19 protein-coding genes are annotated in these 17,140 nt (G+C 62.8%); 9 read left to right on the forward strand and 10 right to left on the reverse strand.

The window, feature by feature from the left end:
* Nucleotides 1-78 precede the first annotated feature (78 nt).
* The 5 genes from J2X76_RS19050 to J2X76_RS19070 all read right to left on the reverse strand — a co-directional run bounded on the left by J2X76_RS19050 (nucleotide 79) and on the right by J2X76_RS19070 (nucleotide 5,252).
* The gene (locus J2X76_RS19050; RefSeq protein ID WP_310218833.1) at nucleotides 79-1,533 is read right to left on the reverse strand and encodes a D-alanyl-D-alanine carboxypeptidase; all 1,455 of its coding nucleotides are present in this window, start codon (nucleotides 1,531-1,533) and stop codon (nucleotides 79-81) included.
* Between the two features lie 280 nt (nucleotides 1,534-1,813).
* Nucleotides 1,814-2,548 (reverse strand): hypothetical protein, encoded by a 735-nt coding sequence (locus tag J2X76_RS19055; RefSeq protein WP_113130889.1) that lies wholly within the window; start codon nucleotides 2,546-2,548, stop codon nucleotides 1,814-1,816.
* A 246-nt stretch (nucleotides 2,549-2,794) separates the two neighbouring features.
* Nucleotides 2,795-3,361: a transglutaminase-like cysteine peptidase gene (locus J2X76_RS19060; RefSeq protein WP_405030066.1), complete on the reverse strand. Its 567-nt coding sequence runs from the start codon at nucleotides 3,359-3,361 to the stop codon at nucleotides 2,795-2,797.
* Nucleotides 3,362-3,949: 588 nt separating this feature from the next.
* On the reverse strand, nucleotides 3,950-4,561 hold the full coding sequence (locus J2X76_RS19065) for a PilZ domain-containing protein (protein ID WP_113130891.1): 612 nt from the start codon (nucleotides 4,559-4,561) through the stop codon (nucleotides 3,950-3,952).
* Nucleotides 4,562-4,670: 109 nt separating this feature from the next.
* Nucleotides 4,671-5,252: a PAS domain-containing protein gene (locus J2X76_RS19070; RefSeq protein ID WP_310218834.1), complete on the reverse strand. Its 582-nt coding sequence runs from the start codon at nucleotides 5,250-5,252 to the stop codon at nucleotides 4,671-4,673.
* A 220-nt stretch (nucleotides 5,253-5,472) separates the two neighbouring features.
* Here J2X76_RS19070 and J2X76_RS19075 point away from each other — a divergent pair, with 220 nt between their 5' ends.
* Both J2X76_RS19075 and J2X76_RS19080 read left to right on the forward strand, forming a co-directional pair.
* Nucleotides 5,473-6,231, forward strand: coding sequence for a rhomboid family intramembrane serine protease (locus J2X76_RS19075; RefSeq protein WP_113130893.1), 759 nt, complete (start codon nucleotides 5,473-5,475; stop codon nucleotides 6,229-6,231).
* A 129-nt stretch (nucleotides 6,232-6,360) separates the two neighbouring features.
* Complete coding sequence (locus J2X76_RS19080; RefSeq protein ID WP_113130894.1) at nucleotides 6,361-6,795, forward strand: CBS domain-containing protein; 435 nt, start codon at nucleotides 6,361-6,363, stop codon at nucleotides 6,793-6,795.
* 66 nt (nucleotides 6,796-6,861) lie between these two features.
* Here J2X76_RS19080 and J2X76_RS19085 read toward each other — a convergent pair whose 3' ends face one another.
* The 3 genes from J2X76_RS19085 to folE all read right to left on the reverse strand — a co-directional run bounded on the left by J2X76_RS19085 (nucleotide 6,862) and on the right by folE (nucleotide 9,031).
* Nucleotides 6,862-7,821 (reverse strand): patatin-like phospholipase family protein, encoded by a 960-nt coding sequence (locus J2X76_RS19085; protein WP_113130895.1) that lies wholly within the window; start codon nucleotides 7,819-7,821, stop codon nucleotides 6,862-6,864.
* 108 nt (nucleotides 7,822-7,929) lie between these two features.
* Nucleotides 7,930-8,391, reverse strand: coding sequence for a phosphoribosyl-AMP cyclohydrolase (gene hisI / locus J2X76_RS19090; RefSeq protein ID WP_310218836.1), 462 nt, complete (start codon nucleotides 8,389-8,391; stop codon nucleotides 7,930-7,932).
* Between the two features lie 25 nt (nucleotides 8,392-8,416).
* Nucleotides 8,417-9,031 (reverse strand): GTP cyclohydrolase I FolE, encoded by a 615-nt coding sequence (gene folE, locus J2X76_RS19095; RefSeq protein ID WP_113130897.1) that lies wholly within the window; start codon nucleotides 9,029-9,031, stop codon nucleotides 8,417-8,419.
* A 286-nt stretch (nucleotides 9,032-9,317) separates the two neighbouring features.
* On the opposite strand from folE, the gene J2X76_RS19100 reads away from it, so the two are divergent.
* From J2X76_RS19100 to thrS, 4 genes are all read left to right on the forward strand, one after another.
* The gene (locus J2X76_RS19100; protein ID WP_310218837.1) at nucleotides 9,318-9,767 is read left to right on the forward strand and encodes an iron-sulfur cluster assembly scaffold protein; all 450 of its coding nucleotides are present in this window, start codon (nucleotides 9,318-9,320) and stop codon (nucleotides 9,765-9,767) included.
* A 4-nt stretch (nucleotides 9,768-9,771) separates the two neighbouring features.
* Entirely contained in the window at nucleotides 9,772-10,149 is a 378-nt protein-coding gene (gene yidD / locus J2X76_RS19105) for a membrane protein insertion efficiency factor YidD (RefSeq protein ID WP_310218838.1), read from the forward strand.
* Nucleotides 10,146-10,667, forward strand: a complete 522-nt coding sequence (locus J2X76_RS19110; RefSeq protein WP_310218839.1) for a DUF1697 domain-containing protein — start codon at nucleotides 10,146-10,148, stop codon at nucleotides 10,665-10,667. The genes yidD and J2X76_RS19110 overlap by 4 nt, the downstream gene beginning before the upstream one ends.
* A gap of 126 nt (nucleotides 10,668-10,793) precedes the next feature.
* Complete coding sequence (gene thrS, locus J2X76_RS19115) at nucleotides 10,794-12,827, forward strand: threonine--tRNA ligase (protein ID WP_310218840.1); 2,034 nt, start codon at nucleotides 10,794-10,796, stop codon at nucleotides 12,825-12,827.
* 129 nt (nucleotides 12,828-12,956) lie between these two features.
* Here the strand turns inward: thrS and J2X76_RS19120 are convergent, their stop codons facing one another.
* Nucleotides 12,957-13,943 (reverse strand): hypothetical protein, encoded by a 987-nt coding sequence (locus J2X76_RS19120; protein ID WP_113130902.1) that lies wholly within the window; start codon nucleotides 13,941-13,943, stop codon nucleotides 12,957-12,959.
* A 108-nt stretch (nucleotides 13,944-14,051) separates the two neighbouring features.
* On the opposite strand from J2X76_RS19120, the gene J2X76_RS19125 reads away from it, so the two are divergent.
* Together J2X76_RS19125 and J2X76_RS19130 are read left to right on the forward strand one after the other, a co-directional pair.
* On the forward strand, nucleotides 14,052-14,630 hold the full coding sequence (locus tag J2X76_RS19125) for a nitroreductase (RefSeq protein WP_310218842.1): 579 nt from the start codon (nucleotides 14,052-14,054) through the stop codon (nucleotides 14,628-14,630).
* A gap of 8 nt (nucleotides 14,631-14,638) precedes the next feature.
* Complete coding sequence (locus J2X76_RS19130; protein WP_113130903.1) at nucleotides 14,639-15,271, forward strand: flavin reductase family protein; 633 nt, start codon at nucleotides 14,639-14,641, stop codon at nucleotides 15,269-15,271.
* Here J2X76_RS19130 and J2X76_RS19135 read toward each other — a convergent pair.
* Nucleotides 15,255-15,902, reverse strand: coding sequence for a hypothetical protein (locus tag J2X76_RS19135; protein ID WP_310218843.1), 648 nt, complete (start codon nucleotides 15,900-15,902; stop codon nucleotides 15,255-15,257). The genes J2X76_RS19130 and J2X76_RS19135 overlap by 17 nt on opposite strands.
* Nucleotides 15,903-16,012: 110 nt before the next feature.
* On the opposite strand from J2X76_RS19135, the gene J2X76_RS19140 reads away from it, so the two are divergent.
* Complete coding sequence (locus J2X76_RS19140) at nucleotides 16,013-17,140, forward strand: DUF2336 domain-containing protein (protein WP_113285458.1); 1,128 nt, start codon at nucleotides 16,013-16,015, stop codon at nucleotides 17,138-17,140.

Here is a 17,140-nt window from a genome sequence, read left to right on the forward strand (position 1 = left end):
CGTCTACGCGTTACTTTCGAGATCCCTCCGCGCCGGGAAACCGGCGCGGGTATTTCATCAAGGGCCGCGAGCGGCCGCTCACTGGAGCGACGCCCAGCAGCTGATGCCCTTTTTCTTCAGCACGTTGCAGGCATCGATGGCCGTCTTCTGGTCGTCGAAGCCGCCGAAGCGGGCACGGTAGATCTGTTCGCCATTGTTGCTGAAGGCGACAGTGAAGGGTTTGGCGGAACGCAATACCTTGCCGCCTTTATCCTGCGCATTCTGCAGGAGATCCTGAGCCTGTTTCTGGTTCGGCGAGGCGCCGATCTGGATGACCCAGCCGCTGGAGGTGATCGAGGCCGGAGCCGCAGCCGGTGTGGCCTTCGCGGACACCGCCGATACCTTGGTGGATGCGGTCGTCACGTCGTCGACGGTCGAGCGGCCGGTGCGGCGCGCCACGGCTTCCTCGGTGCGGGCCGGCATATATTCCGGAGCCGGCGTCGGGACGGCGGCAACACCTGCCATGGCCGAATTCATCGCCTGGGTGATGACCTTCTTCTGCTCCGGTTCTGCGGCATAGGCCGATGCGGCTGCAGGGGCCAAAGCTGCAGGGGCGATGGCCGCCGTCTGCTGCTCGCCATAACGGGCGCCGGGCCGCGGGCCGCTCGGCGGCAGGTCGAGAGCGGCCATCTGGCGGGCATCGGACTGGGCCGCTGCGACAGCCGGAGCCGAGCGGACCGGTGCGGTGGGTGCAGGCGCAGCAGGAGCGGCCTGGGCGATCAGGTTGGAATTGCCGCTGCGGGAAGCCTCCGGCAGGTAATCGGCGACCAGCTTGCGCATCGTGGCGTCACGGGCAGCACTGGAGCGGCCACCGAGCACGACGGCGACGATGGAACGGCCGTCGAGCTGGGCAGAGGTCGCAAGATTGCTGCCGGCAGCCCGGGTATAACCGGTCTTGATGCCGTCGACGCCCCTGACCGTGCCGACGAGGCGATTGTGGTTGCCGATCGTCTGCCTGCCGTAATCGAAGCTGCGGATTGAGAAATAGCCGTAATACTGCGGAAAGTGCTGGCGCAGGGCCATGCCGAGACGCGCCTGATCGCGTGCCGTCGTCATCTGCGCGGTGTTCGGCAGGCCGTTGGCATTGCGGTAGGTGGTGCGGGTCATGCCGAGCGCACGCGCCTTGCTGGTCATCAGCGATGCAAAGCGGTCTTCGGAGCCGCCCACGAATTCACCGAGAGCAGTGGCGATGTCGTTGGCGGAGCGGGTAACGAGCGCGCGAATGGCCTGATCTACCGACACGGAGCCGCCGGCGCGAACGCCGAGCTTGGAGGGCGGCTCCGCAGCGGCGTGCGCGGAAACGGGAACCTGCGTGTCGAGGCTGATGCGGCCCGATTCGAGCGCTTCGAAGGTCAGGTAAAGCGTCATCATCTTGGTAAGCGACGCGGGATAACGCAAGCCATCCGGATCTTCGGAATAGAGGACCTTGCCGGTCTTGGCGTCGACGACAATGCCGGCATATTTCGGACCGGCGGCCGCCGGCGTCGAAAACATCGAAATCGCCACAGCCAATGTGAAGAGAAAACCGAGGAACCGTCCCGGGACCGTCGCATCACTCTTGGAAAGGGATGCAGAAATCATTTTTTTCGACACTGCCGCACTCATCGCTTGCATCAAAATCAGTCACACATCCGGACGCGCCCCCGACACGGCCGTTACCGATCAATCTAGGGGATTAGCGTTACCAAGAGGTTTATGATGAACAGCAGCTTGCCTTGATACGCTGCATTTTAGACATCAACCTGGGGCTTCGACCCGACCCGTCCGCGGCGGCTTATTTCGCCAGCCGGTTTTCGACAAAGAGGCGAACTGCGGCATCAATATGTTGCCAGTCCTTCAAAAGCGCGCTGGAGAAGCGATAGAGCACCGTCAGGTCCTGTCCGATGTGGATATCCCGCTGGCAGTCGCCGCTGGTCGCCTTGCTGCCGGCAGCCGGCAGGACGCAACGCACGACGTAATCGGGTGCATCGGTCTGCTGCCCCGTCAGGACGACTTCGCTGCCGTAACCCGAATCGGCGCGCAGCCGGTGAAGCGTCAACCCGAAGGCGGCCGGCTGCGGCTCGCCGTCGAACAGTTTCGAATAGATCGGCTCCAGCCGGCCCGACATGTCGCGCGACATAGTGCTCTGGGACAATTGCAGGAAAATCAAGGAGGAAGACTGGGCGACATCATCGAAACGGGACCGCAGGGCGGCACTGTAACCTTCGAGTTCCGGCCAGGTGAGATAAAGATCGATGCGTTCGGTCACGCCTGCCTGGCGCTGGTCGCGGAAGCGGATCGTGTTGGCCGAAAGCCTGAGCGTGTCCTGGCCGATCCGAATGAGGAAATCTTCCCGGCTGTCGGTATGGCCGGCAAGCGCGATGCGCTGTCCGAACCAATGGCCGCCGATGCTGATCGCGGCAGTCAACAGCGCAAGGATCGCGATGACCGCGGTCAGCCGATAGACGAAGCGGTTGGAGAGGAGCGGCGCTTCTTCTGCAGCCGAGAGGTTCCGGGCCGGACCTGCCATGACGCGCGCTCCATATTCTCGACCGAGAGGGGATTCGCCTGCGCCGGGATGGGACAGAATAAGGTTACGGAACGCGGCCGGCGATTTGGCCGCAGTGTGGATCGCCATGATTAATGTTTGGTAAATATTCCGCCCGCGAACTGGCGGCAGGTCCGGGCACTCCGATCGGCATGCGCCTGCGGGGATGGCCCGACACGTCGGCCGCGGCCTGGAGTGCCGCGGCCTTTGCCGGCAGGGAAGGCGGGATTACTGGCCGACGGAGCCGACGGCCGTGGCACGGCCATCCTGAAGCTTGACCCAGCGGGCAGGGTCGTCGTTCGCCTGGCGCTTCAGGAACGTATATTCGGTGTCCGACCAGATCATGACCTTGTTACGCATGTTGTCGAGCACGAAATCGCCGCGATCGGTGCGGACCGTCAACACGGCATGACCTTCGCCGTTCGGCTGCAGCACGACGGTGATCAGCAGGTCGGAGGGCGAAAAGCCCTTCGTCATCAGCATCTTACGCTTCAGAAGCACGAAGTCTTCGCAGTCGCCGACGGTGCGGGGATAGGCCCAGCGCTCTTCGACGCCATAGATTTCCTGGTCGGTCATCGGCGTGATCGACGAGTTGACCGTGTAGTTGACGTCGAGAAGCGTGCGCCATTTGTCCTCGGTCAGTGCCAGCGGGCCGGCATCCTGATAGGTCGCCGCGCATTCGCTCACATAGGTCTTGCAGAACTCATAGTGGCCGAGCGGCGGATTGGCCTGGCCGATGACGCGCATCGCGCCGGCCGGCATGCCGAACGAACTTTCGGCGGTGAAGATGGCCATGACGGCGGCGATGGTGGCGAGGCCCAGTCCCTTGCGGTATTTCATTTTTATGTCTCCCCGTTGTGAGGAGAACATTGCCAGACGGGCCTTGAGCGACCGCAAAGTCTCGCAGTAAAATCAATATCTTATTTGAATTCAATTCGGCTAAAACAAAGATCAAATACGGCTCGAATTTTCGCAGAATTCGAGCCGTATTCGCCGCTAATTTGCATAAAATGCCGTCTATCGGAGGCTCGGCGCGTCACGGCTTTCCCGCTATCCAACTGGGAATAAACACGTTTTCGAAACCGCTCGGGCTGCCCGGCGAAAGCCGAAAATACTTCACCGGCGACGATTGAGGCCGCGGAACACGAAGGGGAGGTTGTATCGCGCGCTGCTCCCGAGGCAAAATCAGGGTCACCGAGGCCGATTTTCGGCCTCGAAAAAAGTGCCGAAAGGGCACATTTTTTTTGAAGAAAGTTCATTTCGGCACAGACGGCCCGCTTTTTGTGGCCTGTACCGCGATGAAACGGGGCGTAACGAAGGGGGGCGGCAACAAAAAAGCGCCCCGGATGGGGGCGCTTTGGAAAGCTCGGAGCTGCGTCCCTCTTAAAGGAATTCGGTCAGCGTTTCGCGCGACTGGACCGAATTGAACTCGATCGCCACGCCTTCCATGAAATGACGCACGACGCGGCCACGCATGTTGCCGAGGCGGACGGGCGTGCCGAGCGCCGGGCGGATGTCGATATCGATCGCAGCGCCCGACAGCGAAAGGTCCATGATACGGCAGGCATAACGCCGGCCGTCGTCGAGCGTGATCTCGGAGCGGGTGTTGCGCGGCGCCAGGCGATCGTGGCGACGATCTTCCGGCAGGCCAAGCTCATGCTTGTTGGCGATCCAGGTGAGCTGGGCGGCCAGTTTTTCCCGCTTGCGGTCCGTCGCATTGATCGACATCACGAAGCCGGTGCTCGACAGGCTGATGACGATACCTTCCAGGCGGCCGATATGATCGAGATAGGCGATCACCCGTTCGCCGACGAGAGGACGACCTACACAGCCAAAGCTGACATCACCCGGCGACATGTCCACGACGTTGCACGGAAATTCCTCATGCGTCGCCAGCATCAGCCGACCGGGGATATTGACCGACACGCGCTGAAATGAACGCTGCGTGGGAGCGCTCGTTGTCGATGGATTATGAGCCGGCTGAAAAGAATACATTTGAGAGAGCTTTTCTCTTCTAAGTCTATCGTCAGAGTATTAGCGCGCCGCGGTTAACAGAAGGTTTTGGCACGCCGCGACGCCTAGCCTTTGCCGCGCCGTCCTGTGATCACAACGGCCGTCGGCCAGGCGGCAGGCGGCCGTGCATTTGCCGGGGGCTGCGGCGATCGCCGGTAAGCGGCACGCCGAAATGCGAACCGCTGCCGGTCAGGAACGTCCAGTTGTCGAGCGCGAGGAAAACGGCCGGCATCGCCGTTGCGGGATAGGGAGAAAACTGGGGCAGGAGAGCCCCGAAAATGCGATCGCTCGCCGTCGTCTCCACTGAGCGGATCGGCAGAAGCAGCACCTCATAGGCATGACGGATCTCCCCGTTCGAGGCAAAAACATCCAGAAGGGCAGGCTGTTGGGACTGGATGACGTTGTGGGCGATTTCCACCGGCTGCCGGTGATCGCCCTCCTGCCAGACGCCGGCCAAAGGTTCCCCCCGGAATTCGCGGCCGAACAGGTCGCAGATACGGGTTCCGGCAAGCCGGAATGAGAGGGTGCCCGCCGGATCGAAGCCGGCCATGAAAAGATGCGGAAGAAGATGACGCAAAGCGGTCGGATCGATCTCGGTCTTCAGAGGGACTGCCCCGTCGTGCTTGAGATTGATCCAGTAGTCGAAGATTGCCCGGCTCGCTTGATTCCGCATTCATCATACCTGTTACATTTCGATGCAAACCGCGCGTCATGTGCGGCTGATCCTTCTCAAGCAGCGAAATCCATGCCACGGCAGAGGCGTCAGGGTTAACGAATCGTGACCCGCGATGCGCTGGCGCTACCGTGATCTCGGCCGCGCTTTTCTTTGAACGGCCGCTCCTATATGGCTGTCGGACACTCTCAAGGAATGATCGAGGGCAGAAGGGACTTGCATGAACGACGGGCCGGACATGGCAGACGAGCCGCGCGAGACGGATGACGGCGGCGAGCGCTCGCAACCGGTCTTCAACCTTCCGCAGAGCCTCGTCGTGACGCTCGCCCTGCTCGTGGTCATCTACGTCGTGCAGGACTATGTGCTGGACGACGATACCCGCGCCACGATGGTGGTAAACCTGGCTTTCACGCCATTGCGCTATGTCTATCCTCTCAGCGACCAGGGTCTGGAATGGGCGTGGACGCCGGTTACCTATTCGCTTCTGCACGGCAGCGTCGAGCATATCCTCTTCAACGCGCTCTGGCTGATGGCGTTTGGTGCTCCCGTGGTCCGTCGGATCGGCACGCTGCGCTACGTCGTCTTCTGGATCCTCTCCGCCGTCGCGGCCGCCTTCTTCCATGCCGCGCTCAACTGGGGGAACGAGACGCTGCTGATCGGCGCGTCGGGCGTCGTGTCGGCGCTGATGGGGGCCGCCTGCCGTTTCGCCTTTCCGGAGCGCCGGGGTTACGACCGGACGCATGGCCATCTCTATCCGCGACAGTCGATCCTCGGGGCATTCCGCAACCGCACCGTGGTGATCTTCACCGCCATGTGGTTCATCGGCAACCTGCTGATCGCCTTCGGCGTAACGCTGTTCGGGGCGGATATGGGACCGATCGCCTGGGACGCGCATATCGGCGGCTTCCTGTTCGGCTTCCTGCTGTTCGGCCTTTTCGATCCCCTGCCGCCCAGCGTCATGCCGATCACGCAACCTTGATCTCTTTCTTGATCTCTTTCACACCTCGCTCTACACTTCTTCGCACGTGCAGGGACGGTTCTCCACCCGGGCGCTTTGCTTCCCGGGGATGAGCGATGTCCAGGCCAAGCCGGTTGTGAGGAGAGAGCCATGGCAATAGTCGTCAAGAACATGCTGGATGCAAAGGGACGCGACGTGGTCACCGTCGGCCCCGACAAGACGCTGCTCGAAGTCGCCGGGATCCTCAATGACAAGAAGATCGGTGCCGTCGTGGTGACCGGCATGGAAGGCCGGATCGCCGGCATTTTCACGGAACGCGACCTGGTGCGCGCCATCGCCGGCAAGGGCGCCGGCGTGCTGGACCAACCCGTCAAGTCGGCGATGACCACCGCGGTGCAACGCTGCAAGGAAGATACGACCGTCGACGAGCTGATGGGGATGATGAGCGCTGGCCGTTTCCGCCACGTGCCCGTCGAACTTGACGGCAAGCTCGCCGGCATCATCTCGATCGGCGACGTGGTGAAGTCGCGCATCCGCGAAATCGAACTCGAGGCCGAGCAAATCAAGGCCTATATCGCCGGCTGATTCGTTTTGGCTTAAGCCTCGTCGAAGGGCGAGGCTTTGCTGCCGCCGGGCAGGATCTGCGCCCGCCTAGCGGGCGAAGACTTCCTGCATGCGCTTCAGGGCGGAAATCTGTGCCATGGTCTCCGTATAACCGCGCTCGATCGTTTCGCCGGCGCGGTGGAATTCGGACAAGCCGATATCGGCAAGCCGCGGATGCAGCGCCAGATCCGGCGGATCACCTGCCAGACGGGCCCGGGAAATGCGTTCCTGGATGATGTTGAAGGCCTGCACCATGGTGCCGGTCAGACCGACGCGCACATCGTCGGCCTTCTTGCGGCCGTCGTCGATCGGCTGGACGCTGGCATTGTGCTTGACGACGGCCGATCGGCCGAAAATCTCGTAGTTCAGGTTGACGGCGACCACGAGCGGCTGCTCGTAGGCGCGGCAGACGGAGGTCGGCACCGGATTGACGAGGGCGCCGTCGACCAGCGTGCGGTTGTTGCATTTGACCGGTTCGAAAATGCCGGGGAGCGCGTAGGAAGCGCGAAGCCCGGTGATCAGCGAACCGCTGGAGATCCACACTTCGTGGCCGGTGTGAAGCTCGGTCGCGACCGACACGAAAGGCCGGTCCAGATCCTCGATGGACAGGCCTTCGAGATGCTCCTGCATCCGTTTGGTCAGCCGCATGCCGCCGAGAAGGCCGCCGCCGCCGATCGTCAGATCGAGCAGGCCGGCAATGCGGCGCATCGTCAGCGAGCGGGCGAAACTCTCGAGCTCGTCGAGCTTGCCGGCGAGGTAACATCCGCCGACCAGAGCACCGATCGAGGTGCCGGCGATCATGCCAACCTCAATGCCGGCCTCGTCGAGCGCACGCAGCACTCCGATATGCGCCCAGCCGCGCGCGGCGCCGCCGCCGAGAGCGAGAGAAAGCTTTGCTTTTTTGGGGGCTTCGATGATGGGAGGAGGTGTGGGTTCGAGAACTTGCGCTTCGCCGCCTTCGGCAGGTGCCGCAAGCGGATCGTGACGGTTCCAACTCCAGTTCAGCATCGACAAAGACCCTCCACAGCTGAACAAACCCCGGTCTGCCGATTAACGCACCGACAGGTTTCGAAATCGTTTATTCAGGCGAGATATGCCAAAAAACGGGGCAAATGCCTAAATGGTTCCTTGATCCGAATAGACGACATCCGGGTCAAAATGACGCTGATCGTCGGTGATTTCAAGAACCGCCCGGCCATCACTTTGGGTGACAGTCCGATAGAAACAGGAGCGACGCCCGGTGTGGCAGGTGGCGTCGTGACCGGCGACCGATACCTTGAGCCAGACGGCGTCCTGGTCGCAATCGGTGCGCAATTCGTGAACCGTCTGGAGGTTGCCGGAGGATTCGCCCTTTTTCCAGATCTTCGCCCGCGAGCGGCTGTAATAATGGGCGATGCCGGTCTCGATGGTCAGCGCCAGCGCCTGCGCATCCATATGCGCGACCATCAGCAACTCGCCGTCACCGGCGTCGGTAACGACCGCGGTAACGAGACCGTTCTGATCGAAACGGGGCGTAAAGGCGCCAGCGCCTTCAAGTTCCGTCTTGTCGGCGGAAGGCCGTTCGAAGGTAAGCGACATCGGGAGACTCCGCCCGGAAACCGCGTCAGCGGTTGCGGGCCAGCATGAAGAAACGGGCCTGTTCGGCGGCGTTCGTCTTGAACTCGCCGGTAAACGTCGTTGTCGTCGTGTGCGAGCCCTGCTTCTGCACGCCGCGCATTTCCATGCACATGTGCTCGGCCTCGATCATCACGGCGACCCCGCGCGGCTTCAAGGTTTCCTCGATCGCGTTGGCGATCTGCGCCGTCAGGTTTTCCTGGGTCTGCAGGCGGCGGCCGAAGATCTCGACCACGCGGGCGATCTTCGAGAGACCGAGGACACGGCCGTTCGGCAGATAGGCGACATGGGCCTTGCCGATGATCGGCAGCATGTGGTGTTCGCAATGGGAGAAGAACGGGATGTCGCGCACCAGCACGATATCGTCATAACCCGAGACTTCCTCGAAAGTGCGGCCGAGCACGTCCTCCGGCGACTGTTCGTAACCGCCGAACAGCTCGCTATAGGCGGCGGCGACGCGCTTGGGAGTATCGAGCAGGCCTTCGCGGGCAGGATCGTCGCCTGCCCAGCGCAGCAGAACACGCACCGCTTCTTCGGCTTCCTGCTGCGAGGGGCGGACCTGCTTCTCTTTCGAAGCCGGGAAATTCTTCACAATGGCATCCATCTATCGTCTCCTGATGCGGTTCAAGGCCGCATCCGACTGGCGTTACTCACGGACTGACCAGCCGCTGGGCACTCGCGGCTGATTTTTTGGGCAATCCGGGGTTATCTGACCTTCGGCGAATGTTTTTACAAGATATCCTGTTCCGTTTTCGGTAGGATTTCGTGAAAACATCCTTTCTTGATGATCTCGCCCGGACATCACATATAATGGCAGGAACCCTTTTATGGTAGTCCACCGGACGTGACGCAGTGTTCAACGCGCGACGGCGGGCCAGAAGCGAGCCTTGATGGACGACATCTACAACAGCAAGATCCTCGAATTCGCCGGCAATATCACCCATGCCGGCGTGCTGCCCGATGCGGATGCCAGTTCCGAAAAACATTCAAAGCTGTGCGGCTCGAAAGTGCGTGTACATGTGAAGATGGACGGAGACCGGGTCGCCGACTTTTCCCACGAGGTGCGCGCCTGCGCGCTCGGCCAGGCCTCGTCCTCGATCATGGCGCGGCATGTGATCGGAGCCACGGCCGCCGAGATCCGCAAGGCGCGCCAGGACATGCTCGCCATGCTGAAGGAAGGCGGCGAGGGGCCGGACGGCCGGTTCGAGGAGATGCGCTACCTGAAGCCGGTCAAGGACTACAAGGCCCGCCACGCCTCCACCATGCTGACCTTCGAGGCGGTGGTCGATGCGATCGACCAGATCGAGGCGAAAGAGCGCGCCGAAGCCGTGACCGTCTGACCCGATGTGCGGCGATCCCGACTGCGCGCACGACCATTCCAAGCCGGCGGCAGGCCGCTCCCGCAACTGGTCCGGCCCGTTTGCGAAGACGCCCGGCCGGCTTTTCGGCATGGGGCTGATCCGCTTCTACCAGCTGACCCTTTCCGGCTTCATCGGCAATTCCTGCCGGCACATCCCGACCTGTTCCGAATATGGCTACGAGGCGGTTGCCCGCCACGGGCTGTGGCCCGGCGGCTGGATGACGCTGTTTCGGGTCGCCCGTTGCGGGCCGGGTGGTACCGGCGGGCTCGATCCGGTGCCGGATATCTTGGAGACGCGGCAGTACTGGTGGACGCCGTGGCGTTACTGGCGACGTCACGCCAAACCGGTATCGCAGCCGTGATCACCGTCGCACTGCTTCACAGCATCGTTCTCGGCGGCGGCCGAAGGGTCGTCATGGCGGACCTGCGGGCCATGGCGGAAGAACTCGGCTACCGGAACTGCCGGACGCTGGTTTCGACCGGCAATCTGGTCTTCGAGACAGAGAGGTCGCCGACCGGTGATATCGAGCGGGCGCTGGAAGCCGCGTTCGAAAAGCGGTTCGGCAAACATGTCGATATCATCGTCCGAACCGGGTCGGACTGGCTGAAGCTCGCGGCCGGCAATCCGTTTCCGGCGCGGGACGGCTCCGAGATCGCCGTGCGGGTGATGCGGACGCCGCTCGACGAGAGTGTGCTCGGCCTGCTCGAACGCCACCGGGGCGAGGAGACGATTGCTGTCGTCGACGGCGATCTCTGGGTCGATTTCGGCGGCAAGGCGAGCGGGACGCGGCTCCTGTCGGCGATGACCACCAAGAAGCTCGGCATCGGCACCAGCCGCAATGCCAATACGGTCGCCGGGCTTGCCGAAATGATCGGCTGATCCGCCGCTCGCCTTTACTAAAACGGCAAAAGCATTTATCAGCCACGCCGGCTCCGCCGCGAAGGCGAACCGCCATTTATTCCAACACCACCCGCATTCGTTGGCGGGACTGGACAGGAGAAAGACATGTCCCAATCCGTTTCCCTTACATTTCCCGATGGCTCCGTCCGCGTTTTCGACGCCGGGACGACCGGCCGTGACGTGGCCGAGAGCATTTCCAAGTCGCTCGCCAAGAAGGCGGTCGCCGTCACCATCAACGGCACGCTGCAGGACCTTGCCGATCCCGTCACCGACGGTTCGATCGCGATCGTCACCCGCACCGATCCGCAGGCCCTGGAAATGATCCGCCACGACGCCGCGCATGTGATGGCGGAGGCCGTGCAGGCGCTCTGGCCGGCAACCCAGGTCACCATCGGCCCGGTGATCGAGAACGGATTCTATTACGACTTCAAGCGCGTCCACCCGGATAGCGGCGAGGATTGGCCCTTCACGCCCGAAGATCTGCCGAAGATCGAAGCGAAGATGAAGGAGATCATCCAGCGCAACGAGCCCTTCACCAAGGAAGTCTGGACGCGCGATCAGGCCCGCAAGGTGTTCGGCGAGATGGGCGAGACCTACAAGGTCGAGCTCGTCGACGCGATCAAGGAAGGCGAGGACGTCAAGATCTATCGCCAGGGCAAGTGGTTCGACCTCTGCCGCGGCCCGCACATGGCCTCCACCGGCCAGATCGGGACTGCCTTCAAGCTGATGAAGGTGGCGGGCGCCTATTGGCGCGGCGACAGCAACAACCCGATGCTGACGCGCATCTATGCGACCGCCTGGGCGACCCAGGAAGAGCTCGACCAGTATCTGCACGTGCTGGCGGAAGCCGAGAAGCGCGACCACCGCAAGCTCGGCCGCGAAATGGACCTCTTCCACTTCCAGGAAGAGGGTCCGGGCGTGGTGTTCTGGCACGGCAAGGGCTGGCGCATGTTCCAGACGCTGACCGCCTATATGCGCCGCCGGCTCGCCGGCACGTATGAGGAGGTCAACGCGCCGCAGGTGCTCGACAAGTCGCTTTGGGAAACGTCCGGTCACTGGGGCTGGTACAACGAGAACATGTTCGCGGTGAAATCCGCGCATGCCTTCGTCAACCCCGACGACAAGGAAGCCGACCAGCGGGTCTTCGCGCTGAAGCCGATGAACTGCCCGGGTCACGTGCAGATCTTCAAGCATGGTCTGAAGTCCTATCGCGAACTGCCTATCCGACTTGCGGAATTCGGCCTCGTGCATCGCTACGAAGCCTCCGGCGCGCTGCATGGATTGATGCGCGTTCGCGGCTTCACGCAAGACGACGCGCATGTGTTCTGCACCGACGAGCAGATGGCCGCCGAATGCCTTCGGATCAACGACCTGATCCTGTCGGTCTACGAGGATTTCGGCTTCAAGGAAGTAGTGGTCAAGCTCTCGACCCGGCCGGACAAGCGCGTCGGCACCGACGCGCTGTGGGATCGTGCCGAGTCGGTGATGCTGGACGTGCTGAAGACGATCGAGGCGCAGTCGGAAGGCCGCATCAAGACCGGCATCCTGCCGGGCGAGGGCGCTTTCTACGGTCCGAAGTTCGAATATACGCTGAAGGACGCGATCGGCCGCGAATGGCAGTGCGGCACGACGCAGGTGGACTTCAACCTGCCGGAGCGGTTCGGCGCCTTCTACATCGACCAGAATTCGGAAAAGACCCAGCCGGTGATGATCCATCGCGCCATCTGCGGCTCGATGGAACGTTTCCTCGGCATCCTGATCGAGAATTTTGCCGGCCATATGCCGCTGTGGTTCGCGCCGCTGCAGGTGGTGGTGGCGACGATCACCTCGGATGCGGACGATTACGGCCGCGAGGTGGCGGACGCTCTTCGGGATGCGGGCATGGTCGTCGAGACCGATTTCCGCAACGAGAAGATCAACTACAAGATCCGCGAGCACTCCGTCACCAAGGTGCCGGTCATCATCGTCTGCGGCAAGAAGGAAGCGGAAGAGCGGTCGGTCAATATCCGCCGTCTCGGCTCGCAGGCCCAGACCTCGATGACGCTGGACGAGGCGATCGCCTCGCTGTCGCATGAGGCAACGCCGCCGGACGTGCTGCGCCGCCTCGAAGCCAGAAAGGCCGCGAAGGCGGCCGCCTGATCGGATCCCGACAGCGCCCGCAAACGCGGGCGCTGTCGGAAAACCAAGCCGCAGCGCAGAATATTGCGGCGGTATCCTCAGGGAAGAGACTGTTGGTCAGGCCGGCAACGAGGTCCGGCCGAAATACGGCTAGTTCCTGTCGCTGGCGACCGTGCCGGCCACCTGAGGCGTGTTGCGCATCAGCACCTCGACCTCGGTATTGCGGCCGGCCTTCACGGTGAAGCCGCGCTGATAGGTCTTGGTCTTGTTCCGGGCGACGGCAAGATACTCGCCCTCCGACAGAACCATGGTCGAGAACGCGCTGACGCTTTCGTTGACGACGTCGCCGGCGGCCGTCAGCACCGACCAGGCGGTATCGGCAATTGCTTCTCCCCCTGGCTGGGAAACAAGCTTCAGGGTGATCTGGGCGGCGCGATGCTGCAGCACCGCCTGGGTAAGCTTTCCGGATTCCACCTGGATATCGGCCCGCACGACGGCATTGACGTCGCCATATTCGGAGACCACGTGATAGGTGCCGGCATTCAGCCGCACCACCGTGTTCGGTTTCACATCCGACATGACCAGCGCCCGATCGCCGTTATCGCGCACTTCGGCGGAATAGACCGAAAACCTCAGTTCCTTGGGCGGAATGCGCTGGTCTGTACCGGCAACCGCGTTGAGAACAAAACCGCCTGCATCGAGCACCAGGGTCTGTTTCGGCACGCTGCCGTTTTCAGGAACTTTCAGTTTCTTGGTGACGCCGGCGCGGCCGAAGGCGCAATTGACGAAATAGTCGCCGGGGGCAAGCTGGAAGGAGGCAGAGCCGCCTTCGGAACTGGCGACCAGCGGCAATTTGCCATCTTCGCCGGCGATCGGGCTGAACACACGCCAGGTGAGGCCTTCCTGCATGGGCTGGCCGTCGGCAGTCAGTTTGGCGTCGAACTGCACGTCCTTGGCGAGGGGACCGAGCGGACCGCCCGGCAGGGCCGAGAAGGCATTCAGCTTCGGCATCTTGGCGGTGCTGTCGAGCGCGCGAAAATTCTTGAAGGCGTCTTCCTGGGCGAACGCGCTCAAAGCTGAGCCGAGAGCAACCGCTCCGGCGAGGAGGCAGCGTGTCGCGAGGGAAGTGCCTGACATCTGTTGTCTACCGGTTGACTCTTGTTTTCCGAAACGTCACTTGAAGACCAATGACAAGGCAATTTCAAGACCTTCCCATGAAGCCAGCTCCAAATGAAAGCGTTGACCATGCAAAATGACGTTAAACTCATCGATTTCCTGCGCGACAGGCATTCCACGCCGGTGGCGCAGATCAAGGGGCCGGCTCCGTCGCAGGAGGAACTGGAGGCGATTCTGACCTTCTCAACGCGTATTCCCGACCACGGCAAGCTGGCGCCGTGGCGCCTGGTCGTCTATCGCGGCGGCATCAACAAGGAGCTCGGCGAACAGTTCCTGGCGCTCGCCCTGAAGAAGACGCCTGATATGGCCGACGCCGCCAGGGAGGCGGAACTGACGCGTTTCACCCGCGCGCCGCTGGTCGTCGCCGTCGTCAGCACCGCGGCCCCCCATCCCAAGATCCCCGAATGGGAACAGGTGCTGTCCGCGGGTGCCGTGTGCTTCAACATGCTGATGGCCGCGAGCGCCCATGGCTACGTCGCCAACTGGCGCACCGAATGGGTCGCCTATGACGACGAGGCGCTGGCTCTCCTCGGCATCAGACAAGGCGAAAAGGTCGCCGGCTTCATCCATATCGGTTCGAGCGATTTCCCGACTCCCGACCGCCCGCGGCCGGACCTCGCGCAGATCGTCACCTACGCAGGCGAATAGGGCCATCGATGTTCTATACCACCGACACCAACCGGCATGGACTGAAGCATGATCCGTTCAAGGCGATCGTGGCGCCGCGCCCGATCGGCTGGATCGGTACGAAGGGCAGGGACGGGTCTCTGAACCTGTCGCCTTATTCCTTCTTCAACGCGATTTCCGACAGCCCGAAATTGGTGATGTTTTCGTCCAGCGGCCGCAAGCACAGCCTGAAGAACGCCGAGGAAACCGGCGTCTTCACAGCAAGCCTCGCGAGCCGTCACCTGGCCGAACAGATGAATGCCTCGTCGGAGGCGGTTCCTTACGGCGTCAGCGAGTTCGAGGTGGCGGGGCTGACCGCCGGGATGGCCGAGCTCATCGACGCGCCCTATGTGGCGGAAGCCTATACGGTGCTGGAATGCCGCGTCACCCAGGTGATCCAGCCGGTGGGACTGGACGGCAAGGCGACTGAGGCCTACGTGGTTTTCGGCCAGGTGGTCGGCATCCATATCAGCGAAGAGATCCTGCGCGACGGGCGGATCGACATGGGGCTCGCCCGGCCGATCGCCCGCATGGGCTATCGCGACTTCGCCGACGGCGGTGCGGACGTGTTCGAGATGACCCGGCCGGCCGGCGCCGAGCCTAGCCCTAAAAAACCCGATTGATGATCGGAATTTGACGGACGCTGCGGCAGAGCTTGCCGGAGAAGCCGTTCGCCTTTGCTCTTTGGCATTCGGTCCGGAAGGTCGCTTCGTCGCCCTCAGCGGACATGGCATCGATCGCCGCCGCGCCTGCGGCGGAAGCGGCGAGCACTATCGCCGCGGCCGCGAAACGCGCGGTATCGGACAAGTGACCGTAACCGCCCTCCCAGCCGAGGGCCGTCAACCGGGCGCTGCAGCGCTCGAATGCGGATGCCGAAAGAACGCCGGCCGCATCGGCAAGCGCTATAATCCTCGTCTTGCCGGGGACCTGCCCGGCGCGAATTTCCGCAACACGCAGGGCCATGTCGAGCCTCTGGACCTCACCGCCACCGCGAACGCCCGTCAGGACGACGGAGTAGGCGCCGCATCGGAGGGCGATTTCGACGGCCGCATCCGTTCGTGCCGAGAAGAAAGCCGGCAGGAGGAAGGCCGGCGGGACAGGGCTTATTCCTGCCCAGGCCCGGCAGAAATCTACAGCCGCATTCCACGACTCGGCGGCACCCGTCAGGTCGAGCACGGTGACATCGGCCTGCGCGGAATGGACCGTCGCGGCATCGGCGGAGGGTTCGACGACAAGCCAGGACCGTATTTTCAAGGACTTCGCCATGGTTAAGGAACGTGGTGAACCAATCTTAAACTTTTTCGCTCTAGCGTGATCTCTCAAGCCAGACAGATCCTGACTGGCATGTGTAGTCGAGGCCGAGTGTGATCGTACAGGCATTTCTTCGTTGGGCTGAAACGGCAAGAACCGCCGAGAGGGCAAAGGCTGCCAATGCTCTCGGGCGAGCCTATCTCCGATCGCCGATGGGCGGCGAGCAGCATCGCGCCGCGGCGCTTGCCATGACCTATCTTCTCGACGATCCTTCGCCACGGGTGCGTCTGGCGCTCGCCGAGGCTCTTGCCGAATCCAGGGACGCCCCGCGCGCCGTGATCGTGTGCCTGGCCGAAGACCAGCCGGAGATCGCCTGCACGGTCATCGCCTGCTCGCCTGTTCTCACCGAAAACGATCTCGTCGACCTTGCCGGGCGCAGCGACAGCCTGACCCGCGGAATGATCGCCGCAAGGCCGAACCTTTCGCGCGGGGTGGCTGCCGCGATCGCCGAGATCGGCGACGAATGCGAAGTCACCATGCTTCTGGAAAACGAGACCGCCCTGATCACCCGAGTGTCGCTGCGGCGGATTGCCGAGCGGTTCGGGCATTGCTGCGATATCCGCAACCTGCTCCTGGAGCGCGACACCCTGCCGGCCGATGCCCGCCACATGCTCGTCAACCACATCACCGCCGCTCTCGCGGGCTCGGGCCTGGTGCGGACCAGCATGGCGCCGGCGCGGATCGAGCACATGACCCGCGAGGCGGGGGAAGCCGCGGCCGTCGCCATTGCCGGCACGGTGCTGCAGGAGGAAATTCCCGGCCTCGTCGAACATCTGCGCACAGCCGGGCGGCTGACACCAGCCTTCCTCATTCATGCGCTCTGCAGCGGCAAGGTGGATTTTTTCGCCGGCGCGATGGTTTCGCTTTCAGGGCTCGATGACCGCCGTGTGCGCGCGATCCTCGCAACCGGCCGCATGCATGCGGTCCGGGCGCTGTTCGAAGCGTCCGGGCTCGGGCGGGATATCGCGGCAGTCTTCGTCGAAGCGGTCTTCCTCTGGCGCAAGGCCGCGGCCACCGGCAGGCTCGACAATATCGCCGGCATATTGCTCGAACAGTTCCAGCGGTCGGAGATGCCGCTTTCGCCCGTCTCCGAACTCCTCGAGATGATCGAAAAACTTCATCGGCTGGAAGTCAGGCTCAGTGCCCGCTCCTATGCGAACGAAGTGTCGCTGGCGGCGTAG

It is taken from the genome of Neorhizobium sp. 2083 (assembly GCF_031455615.1).
Taxonomy (GTDB): domain Bacteria; phylum Pseudomonadota; class Alphaproteobacteria; order Rhizobiales; family Rhizobiaceae; genus Neorhizobium.

Coding starts and splice junctions, on each gene's coding strand:
- J2X76_RS19050 (WP_310218833.1), bottom strand. CDS start 1,533: ATGTTTTCGACGCCGGCGGCCGCCGGTCCGAAATATGCCGGCATTGTC.
- J2X76_RS19055 (WP_113130889.1), bottom strand. CDS start 2,548: ATGGCAGGTCCGGCCCGGAACCTCTCGGCTGCAGAAGAAGCGCCGCTC.
- J2X76_RS19060 (WP_405030066.1), bottom strand. CDS start 3,361: ATGGCCATCTTCACCGCCGAAAGTTCGTTCGGCATGCCGGCCGGCGCG.
- J2X76_RS19065 (WP_113130891.1), bottom strand. CDS start 4,561: ATGTATTCTTTTCAGCCGGCTCATAATCCATCGACAACGAGCGCTCCC.
- J2X76_RS19070 (WP_310218834.1), bottom strand. CDS start 5,252: ATGCGGAATCAAGCGAGCCGGGCAATCTTCGACTACTGGATCAATCTC.
- J2X76_RS19075 (WP_113130893.1), top strand. CDS start 5,473: ATGAACGACGGGCCGGACATGGCAGACGAGCCGCGCGAGACGGATGAC.
- J2X76_RS19080 (WP_113130894.1), top strand. CDS start 6,361: ATGGCAATAGTCGTCAAGAACATGCTGGATGCAAAGGGACGCGACGTG.
- J2X76_RS19085 (WP_113130895.1), bottom strand. CDS start 7,821: ATGCTGAACTGGAGTTGGAACCGTCACGATCCGCTTGCGGCACCTGCC.
- hisI (WP_310218836.1), bottom strand. CDS start 8,391: ATGTCGCTTACCTTCGAACGGCCTTCCGCCGACAAGACGGAACTTGAA.
- folE (WP_113130897.1), bottom strand. CDS start 9,031: ATGGATGCCATTGTGAAGAATTTCCCGGCTTCGAAAGAGAAGCAGGTC.
- J2X76_RS19100 (WP_310218837.1), top strand. CDS start 9,318: ATGGACGACATCTACAACAGCAAGATCCTCGAATTCGCCGGCAATATC.
- yidD (WP_310218838.1), top strand. CDS start 9,772: ATGTGCGGCGATCCCGACTGCGCGCACGACCATTCCAAGCCGGCGGCA.
- thrS (WP_310218840.1), top strand. CDS start 10,794: ATGTCCCAATCCGTTTCCCTTACATTTCCCGATGGCTCCGTCCGCGTT.
- J2X76_RS19120 (WP_113130902.1), bottom strand. CDS start 13,943: ATGTCAGGCACTTCCCTCGCGACACGCTGCCTCCTCGCCGGAGCGGTT.
- J2X76_RS19125 (WP_310218842.1), top strand. CDS start 14,052: ATGCAAAATGACGTTAAACTCATCGATTTCCTGCGCGACAGGCATTCC.
- J2X76_RS19130 (WP_113130903.1), top strand. CDS start 14,639: ATGTTCTATACCACCGACACCAACCGGCATGGACTGAAGCATGATCCG.